This window comes from Psychrobacillus sp. (assembly GCF_056205495.1).
This window is the reverse complement of record NZ_JBAEAP010000172.1, coordinates 1-8,325: the sequence shown is the minus strand read 5'-3', so window position 1 is coordinate 8,325 and position 8,325 is coordinate 1. Positions and strand designations below refer to the sequence as shown.

At 38.9% G+C, this 8,325-nt stretch carries 7 protein-coding genes; 6 read left to right on the top strand and 1 reads right to left on the bottom strand.

Annotated features, from left to right (window positions below; genetic code table 11):
- Positions 1-223 (top strand): YwhD family protein (locus tag AC06OU_RS05170; protein WP_475854416.1); only part of this gene is annotated, 223 nt, incomplete at its 5' end.
- 880 nt (positions 224-1,103) lie between these two features.
- Here AC06OU_RS05170 and AC06OU_RS05165 read toward each other — a convergent pair.
- On the bottom strand, positions 1,104-3,182 hold the full coding sequence (locus AC06OU_RS05165) for a transglycosylase domain-containing protein (RefSeq protein WP_475854414.1): 2,079 nt from the start codon (positions 3,180-3,182) through the stop codon (positions 1,104-1,106).
- 167 nt (positions 3,183-3,349) lie between these two features.
- On the opposite strand from AC06OU_RS05165, the gene speE reads away from it, so the two are divergent.
- From speE to argS, 5 genes are all read left to right on the top strand, one after another.
- The gene (speE, locus tag AC06OU_RS05160) at positions 3,350-4,183 is read left to right on the top strand and encodes a spermidine synthase (protein ID WP_169361405.1); all 834 of its coding nucleotides are present in this window, start codon (positions 3,350-3,352) and stop codon (positions 4,181-4,183) included.
- A gap of 4 nt (positions 4,184-4,187) precedes the next feature.
- Positions 4,188-5,060, top strand: coding sequence for an agmatinase (speB, locus tag AC06OU_RS05155; protein ID WP_475854413.1), 873 nt, complete (start codon positions 4,188-4,190; stop codon positions 5,058-5,060).
- Positions 5,061-5,529: 469 nt separating this feature from the next.
- Positions 5,530-6,054 carry a DUF3916 domain-containing protein gene (locus AC06OU_RS05150; protein WP_475854412.1) on the top strand — a complete coding sequence of 175 codons (525 nt, stop codon included), beginning with the start codon at positions 5,530-5,532 and terminating at the stop codon, positions 6,052-6,054.
- 103 nt (positions 6,055-6,157) lie between these two features.
- The gene (locus AC06OU_RS05145) at positions 6,158-6,577 is read left to right on the top strand and encodes a YwiB family protein (protein ID WP_169361170.1); all 420 of its coding nucleotides are present in this window, start codon (positions 6,158-6,160) and stop codon (positions 6,575-6,577) included.
- Between the two features lies 1 nt (position 6,578).
- Positions 6,579-8,246 carry an arginine--tRNA ligase gene (gene argS, locus AC06OU_RS05140; RefSeq protein WP_475854411.1) on the top strand — a complete coding sequence of 556 codons (1,668 nt, stop codon included), beginning with the start codon at positions 6,579-6,581 and terminating at the stop codon, positions 8,244-8,246.
- Positions 8,247-8,325: the final 79 nt, after the last annotated feature.

The window sequence follows — 8,325 nt, the reverse complement described above, 5'->3', positions numbered from 1 at the left end:
AGGCGTAGCTGCTTGTGAGATGGTAGTAAATCGAGAGAAGCGACGTGGCTATAAGATTTTGGCTGACCATGTAAATCGAATGGATAAGTCCATGAAGCGTCAAATTTTAGTTGATTTTATGGACGATCGGTCAAAAGAAATCTTGAAGGAATTTTTACAATCTCACAATCCTCAAATGTGGGAACAAAGCGAACAAAAGCTGCATCAAGATTTAGAAATATAATATTAAAATAATTTTTGAGTGAATTAATTACAACATAGTCCGATTAGACGGTTGAATTAATTGAAAAAAGAAAGTACAATTTACTTAAAGCTTACTTCACAGTAATGCTAGGACACTTAGTTAAATGAGTATGAGATGGGCTGGAAGGTTTGTGAAACCCAATCCAAATCATTCCAACTTCAAACAGAAAATTATACTAAGAAAAGGCTTTTCGTCTCTTTAGGGAGATGAAAGGCCTTTTAAATTTTAGGCTATGTTTAAGGTAGAGATTATTAATAATGCGAAATCAATTTCAAATGGCTGCTATTCTTATGGAAAACACGAAAAATTTAAAGACCTCAAAATAAAATGTAGTTGTTTTCCGTTACGGCGGACGCTTTCCGGGGGCACGGCTTCAATCTCCTCGTCCCTTTGCTCCTGCGGGGCTTTCAGCTCGCGCTATTCCCCCCAGGAGTCGCCGCCTCCACTCCAAACAACTACAATGGAGAGATTTTTTTGCAAGCTATCAACTGCTTTAAAAGAAGTAAAAACTTTAAATCAAGTTGCCGATTCCACGTTTTTAAAAGTTAAATGAAAAAACTAACTGATCTTTGCTAAAAATAATATAAAAGTAAATTGAGCTTGGGGTTATTTTCCCTAGCTCAATTTTTTAAAAATTATCAATTTAATAAATAGCAATTTACCACTTAAAACACGAACAATTTATAAGATTGATTGTAGCGGCAGGCGGGGACTCCTGTGGGATGAGTGAGACAGATAAGACATCACAACCACGCGCGTTAGCGATGGGTGATGGCTTATCGCTCACCCCACGGAAAGCGTCCGACAGAGCGGAAATCAATTCTACTTTATTATTTAAAAAGCTTTTAACTTTAAATGCTTAGTTTCCGAAGAAGTTGAATGGGAAGATGGACCAGGACTCTTCTTCTTTTTGTTCTTCCGATAAATCCTCGAATGTGTGCTGTTTTAGTCGTGGATCTGTACAAAGCTTAGTTGGGATATCCTTTTCCTTCAGATAAACAAGGCGTTGCTTTTCACAATCAGAAGTTGCAAGTCCTCCTGTTTCTATATCTACGATAACCCCACGTACACCTGCGGGGGCGATAAATGGCTCTTCGGGTAGGCCACGATGCACTTGCTCCATGAATTCAATCCATACTTGCTTCGTTACCTGCTTCGCTTCTGCATCACTCACTGCCTTGCCTTGGTCATAGCCATTCCAAACTCCAGCTGTTAGCTGTGGAGAAAAGCCTATTAGGTACTGATCTGTATTCGTTGTGCCCGATTTTGCTGCGTAAGGACGTGTTTGCTTTGCCCGTATACTAATACCAGTGGCAGGAGAGTAGTCATTAAACGTAGGATCAAAAGTTCCAGTCATCAAATGGGATAATAAGAAAGCATCTTCTTCTAACAATACTTTCTTGCCTTTTCGTTTCTCCTCACTGATGTCATATATAACTTTCCCCTCATTGTCTGAGATTTTCGTAATATACGTTGGTTTCATTTGGATTCCTTTATCTGATATCGTATTGTAAGCCTTCGTCATATCTAGTAAGGACGCCTCTGGTGTACCTAACGCGGTAGCGGGTGTTTGATCGACCTTCATGTTGATATTAAAGCGATCCACCAGTTGTTCAAACGGTTTATAGCCGATATGCTCCAATGTTTTCACTGCATATATATTGTCGGAGATTGCTAAGGCTTGCGCCATGGAGATTGGATGATTAGCAAACTCTCCATTTACATTTTTAGGCTCATATTCTCTTCGTCCATTGTCATAGGTGAAAATCGTTCGCTCACTTTTCAAGTAAGTAAGAGGTGAGAAGCCATTTTCTAGCGCTGCTGCAAACAGTAAAGGCTTGATTGTTGAGCCGGTTTGTCTTTTTGCCTGTGTAACTCGGTTAAAGGGACTTTCCGTAAAGCTTCTTCCTCCAACCATAGCTGTTATATAACCTGTTTTGGGCTCCATACTAACGAACCCAATTTGCAGCTCACCTTTAGGCATCCACTTTTCAATAGTTTCTTCTGCCACCTGCTGATGCTGTTTATTTAACGTAGTAGTAATCGTCCATCCACCTTCTTCAATGCGACGTCCTTTACTCTCTACTATTTTTGTAGCTTCCTTCCAAACTTCCTCTAAGAAATAAGGTGCTGTCTTTTTGGCTACTCTTGATTCTTCTGTCTTTAGAGCTAAATGTTCTAGGTTTGCACGTTCCTTTTGTTCTGAAGTAATGAATTGCTGATTGTTCATTAATTGTAATATTAGCTTTTGACGATTAACGGCCTTTTCTTCGTTCACAATTGGAGAATAGTGGGTCGGCCCTTTTGGAATACCCATTAAAAGAGCGGATTCTCCTAAAGTTAAAGACTTAGCACTTTTCCCAAAGTAATATTGACTTGCAGCCTCTACCCCGTACATGCCATGTCCAAAATAGACAGTGTTCAAATACCCTTCTAGAAGCTCATCCTTTTCATAAAAAATTTCTAAGCGATAAGCATATAATGCCTCATTTATTTTTCTTGTCCATGTTTTATCGTGGGTTAAAAACACATTACGTGCATATTGCTGAGTAATAGTGCTGGCACCTTCAACTTTTTTTCCTGCCTTTACGTCCTTTAGTAGAGCGGAAGCAATTCGAGAGTAATCAAAGCCATTATGCTCGTAAAACTCCTGGTCCTCCACGGAAATAGTTGCTTGTGGAATGAAGGGAGACATTTCATCTAGTGATATCCAGTACCTACGCTGCTCATTAAAACGATCTCCGATGACGTTACCTTGATTGTCTAAGTATACAGAGGAAATTGGAACCTGAATAATCGGTGCGCCAACTATTTGCGCATATATTCGAAGAGTGACTATGGCACTTAAAAATGCACAGCTAGCAGCTATTCCGATTAGGAGAACTCTTTTTAATCTTTTATTTCGAGTAGTCTTCTTTTTATATTGCGCGCGCTTCAAAAAATCAACCCCGTTCTCACCTGTGTTTTTAACAGTATGAGAACTATAGAAACAAATTAAACCGAGAATTAAAAAACTATTGCACTTTTGCCAAAAACCACTATACTTTCTTTGTATTTACTTTTTAGGTAAAGTAAAAGAATCATATATTGGAAGGAGATAGATAAATGGCTGGATTTTGGTTTACAGAAAAGCAAACCGAGAACTTTGGCATCACAATGAAGGTGAAACGCACACTTCATACAGAACAAACGGATTTTCAACTGTTGGAAATGGCTGAAACAGAGGAATGGGGTAACATGCTCTTTTTAGATGGCATGGTTATGACTTCCCAAAAGGACGAGTTTGTTTATCATGAAATGGTTGCACACGTTCCTTTATTCACGCACCCTAACCCAGAAAATGTATTAGTGGTTGGAGGGGGAGACGGTGGAGTAATTCGAGAGATTATGAAGCATCCGAAGGTTAAAAAAGCGACATTAGTTGATATAGATGGAAAAGTAATTGAGTACTCAAAAAAATATTTACCAGAGATTGCTTGTGAATTAGAAAACCCAAGAGTAGATGTACAAGTTGGAGACGGGTTTATGCATATTGCTGAGTCTGAAAATGAGTACGATGTCATTATGGTAGATTCAACAGAACCAGTAGGACCTGCAGTAAATCTATTTACGAAGGGCTTTTATGCTGGAATCTCTAAAGCCTTAAAAGAAGACGGATTGTTCGTTGCACAATCGGACAACCCTTGGTTTAAGGCAGATTTAATCCGCCAAGTACAAAAAGATGTGAAGGAAATATTCCCAATTACAAATATGTATTTGGCTAATATCCCAACATATCCAAGTGGTCTATGGTGCTTTACAATTGGATCTAAAAAATATGATCCACTGCAAGTTCCAGATGAGCAATTCTTCGATATAGACACGAAGTATTACACAAAAGAACTTCACAAAGCGGCGTTCGTTTTACCGAAATTTGTGAAAGACCTTGCAGGAGAGTAAGCCAATGAGATTCGATGAAGCATACTCAGGCAACGTATTTATTAAAAGTAAGAAGAATTACGATGAAGCACAGGCTGTCATTTATGGTATGCCGATGGACTGGACGGTAAGCTATCGTCCTGGATCTCGCTTCGGTCCCCAGCGTATTCGTGAAGTATCTATTGGTCTAGAGGAATATTCTCCATATCTTGATAGAGAACTAGATGATGTAAACTATTTCGATGCAGGAGATATCCCACTTCCATTTGGGAATGCTGCGAAAAGTCTAGACTTAATCGAAGGATTCATTCGCCAGCTTTTGCAGGACGGCAAAATTCCAGTCGGTATGGGCGGAGAGCATTTAGTCTCTTGGCCAGTGATGAAGACCGTGGCGAACAAATATGATAACTTGGCTATCATTCATATGGATGCACATACAGATTTACGCGTGGAGTATGAGGGAGAGCCACTATCTCACTCCACTCCAATCCGTAAAATTGCAGAACATATAGGACCTAAAAACGTCTACTCATTTGGAATCCGTTCTGGAATGAAGGAAGAGTTCGATTGGGCAAAAGAAAATGGAATGCAAATCGCCAAGTTCGAAGTGCTGGAGCCTTTGAAAAAAGTACTACCAACACTTGAAGGGCGCCCTGTTTATGTAACCATTGATATTGACGTATTGGACCCAGCGCATGCACCTGGTACAGGAACAGTAGACTGCGGAGGAATCACAAGCCGCGAACTACTAGCCTCCATCCACGCAATCGCAAACTCAGGCGTCAACGTAGTAGGCTTCGACCTAGTAGAAGTAGCCCCAATCTACGACCAATCGGAGCAAACAGCGAATACTGCGTCGAAGCTACTAAGAGAAATGATCTTAGGTTGGATAAAGTAGAAAGTCATCTCTAACTGTTACTGCGACGAGCAGTGCGCAGGAGCAAACAGAGAGCCCATGGTAGAAATTTATCTAATTTTAAAAGCAAAATTAGAATAGAAAATAGATACTGAATGTTACTGCGGAGCTGAACGAAGTGAAGCGGAAGCCAAACAGCGAACACTGCGTCGAAGCTCATACGCGAAATGCTACTAGGATGGGTTAAATAGAAAGTAATCACTAGATGTTACCGCGACGAGCAGTGCGCAGGAGAATGCCAAGTCCTATGTAATAAAAAATGGAATTAGATAAGCTCTTAAAATTTTACAACCAGTAAAATTTTAAGAGCTTTTTTTAGGATATTTTTTAAAACAATGAAGTGAATATAAAAGTCTGGGGAAGAATAGACAAAGTAATACAATGGGCTTGTTGATATTACTTGTAATTAAAAAGGTGAACCGAATGAATAGAAAAAAGAGAGGAGTCAAACATGTCTAATAAGAAACAAAGAGGAATAAGAAGAAAAACTAGAAATATGATAAAAAGAATTTTGGAGGAAACCTTTGAATTTCCCTCGGACTTTTATAATGGATATTGGCATCTCCATTTACCAACTTCAGAAGGGTTTATCGATTCAAACAGAACGCCCATAGGAGTAAAGAAGACCTGTGTTCAAACCTTATTGAAACAGGCTGTTCATTTAATTGAAAAGAAGTCAAATTCTTTAGGGTACTATCGAGTAGTTGTTTATATTGATTTTAAAGCATTATTTGATGCTCAAATCATAATGTTTGCGGAAGAATCATACTTCAAACAGTTCTTTAATCGAAACAATGATTCTCAAAAATGGATTCCTTTGAGCAAAGAAAAAAGCCACCCTTGGAGATTAGATATTCCACAAAATATGAAAACATTAGGCTTTGAAGAAAGTACAAGAGACGAAGCTGGAAATGCTTATAAAAAAGATATCTGGTTTATAGGTGAATTAGAAGAAATTTTGGATGGCTTACGTTAGAAATAGAGAGAAACGTTGTAACTTAAGCTGCTTTTAAGCTATAATATGAAGGTTATATTTTTACATAAATAAACTTTTAATATTGATCTAAAGGATGAAGTCCATGTCTGAACCATTAAAAAAACAAGTTACTGTTCGGTTGCGATCAACAATCCAACACCCGAAGTCTAAAAAAGAATCCTTTGACATTCGTACATCTGGCGTTCTAACCTTAAAGGGAGAGCAGCCTTATTTAGTTTATGAGGAAGTACAGAACGAAAAGGTAGTTCGAACAACAGTAAAATTAAATGCTGAATCTGCGTTAATACTTAGAAGTGGTGGTGTCAAAATGCGCCTGCCATTTCAAAGAGGAGAACAGCAGACCGGTAGCTATGACACAGGCTACGGCACATTCATGATTACAACCAATACAAAGAAATTGCAATTCACAGATGGTCAATTCCTAGTACATTATGAGCTTATAGTGGACGAAGAAGTGGTCGGTACATATAAATTAGAACTAACATATACGGAGGCGGAATAAAATGAATGCAGTAGAAAAAGTCCAACAATCCATTAAGGAAGCTTTGCAGCAAGCAATCCTTAAAGCAGAGCTTGTAACCGAGGAGCAACTGCCATCAGTTCATCTTGAGACACCAAAAGATAAAGCAAATGGTGACTATGCAACAAACATTGCTATGCAATTAACTAAAATTGCGAAGAAAAACCCTCGTCAAATCGCAGAGGCAATTATTGAAAACCTTAATATGGACGGAACAATGATGGAGAAAGTAGACATCGCTGGACCAGGCTTCATGAACATTACTGTACGTAAAGATTACTTGCAGGATGTAGTAAAAGCAGTACTTTCAGAAAAAGAAAACTACGGCCGCACAGCATCTGGTAGTAACGAAAAAATTCAAGTAGAATTCGTTTCTGCCAACCCAACAGGTGATTTACATTTAGGGCATGCACGTGGAGCTTCTGTTGGAGATTCTTTATGTAACGTATTAGACTTTGCTGGCTACGATGTTTCTCGTGAATATTATATAAACGATGCAGGAAATCAAATCAATAATTTAGCCGTTTCTATTGAAGTGCGTTATTTTGAAGCATTAGGTATGGAAAAGGAAATGCCTGAAGATGGTTATCGTGGTCAAGATATTATCGATATTGCAGCTGACATTGTGAAAGAGCACGGAGACAAATTTGTCCATATGTCAGATGAGGAGCGTTTCCAAGCATTCCGTACTCACGGTTTGAAGGTAGAATTGGCGAAGCTTCAAAAGGATTTAGCAGACTTCCGTGTAAACTTTGATAACTGGTTCTCTGAAACTTCCTTATATGAAGGCGGTAAAATTGATATTGCGTTAAACAAATTACGTGAAAATGGTCATATTTTTGAAGAAGAGGGGGCAACTTGGTTACGCTCTACTACATTCGGAGATGACAAGGATCGTGTACTTATCAAAAGTGACGGCTCATTCACGTATTTATTACCAGACATCGCTTACCATGAGAATAAGCTAGCTCGTGGTTTTGATCAGCTTATTAATATTTGGGGAGCAGACCATCACGGATATATCCCACGTATGAAAGCTGCGTTTGAAGCACTTGGATATAACCGTGAAAAACTAGAAGTATCTGTTATTCAAATGGTTCAGTTGTATAAAGACGGCGAAAAGATGAAAATGAGTAAGCGCACAGGTAAAGCGGTAACGATGCGTGAGCTTGTAGAAGAAGTAGGACTAGACGCAGTTCGTTATTTCTTCGGTATGCGCTCAGGTGACTCTCACATGGACTTTGACTTAGATTTAGCTGTTTCACAATCAAATGAAAACCCAGTTTATTATGCACAATACGCACATGCTCGTATTTGCTCTATTTTACGCTCGGCAGAAACACAAGGCATGAAGGCTTCTACTGACTCCTTGGATGTATTGCAAAGCGAAAAAGAATTAGATCTATTGAAAAAAATTGGTGACTTCCCACAAGTGGTTGCAGACGCTGCAAAACTTCGTGCACCTCACCGTGTGGCAACCTATATCCAAGAGCTTGCAGCAACATTCCATAGCTTCTACAATGCAGACAAAGTATTAAATGCAGACAATGTACCTCTTACAGAAGCACGTCTAGCATTAGTGACATCTGCACGTCAAACGATTGCAAATGCATTGAAACTAATTGGTGTATCTGCTCCAGAAAAAATGTAATTAAACCTTTAAAGGCATTAAGAATTCATTTCTTAATGCCTTTTTAAATGGAAAGACTTAATGACAAGTACGCAAAAAG

What these genes read in the sequence shown, in the direction of transcription:
- speE (WP_169361405.1), top strand. Translation starts at nt 3,350, where the DNA reads ATGGCTGGATTTTGGTTTACAGAAAAGCAAACCGAGAACTTTGGCATC.
- speB (WP_475854413.1), top strand. Translation starts at nt 4,188, where the DNA reads ATGAGATTCGATGAAGCATACTCAGGCAACGTATTTATTAAAAGTAAG.
- AC06OU_RS05150 (WP_475854412.1), top strand. Translation starts at nt 5,530, where the DNA reads ATGTCTAATAAGAAACAAAGAGGAATAAGAAGAAAAACTAGAAATATG.
- AC06OU_RS05145 (WP_169361170.1), top strand. Translation starts at nt 6,158, where the DNA reads ATGTCTGAACCATTAAAAAAACAAGTTACTGTTCGGTTGCGATCAACA.
- argS (WP_475854411.1), top strand. Translation starts at nt 6,579, where the DNA reads ATGAATGCAGTAGAAAAAGTCCAACAATCCATTAAGGAAGCTTTGCAG.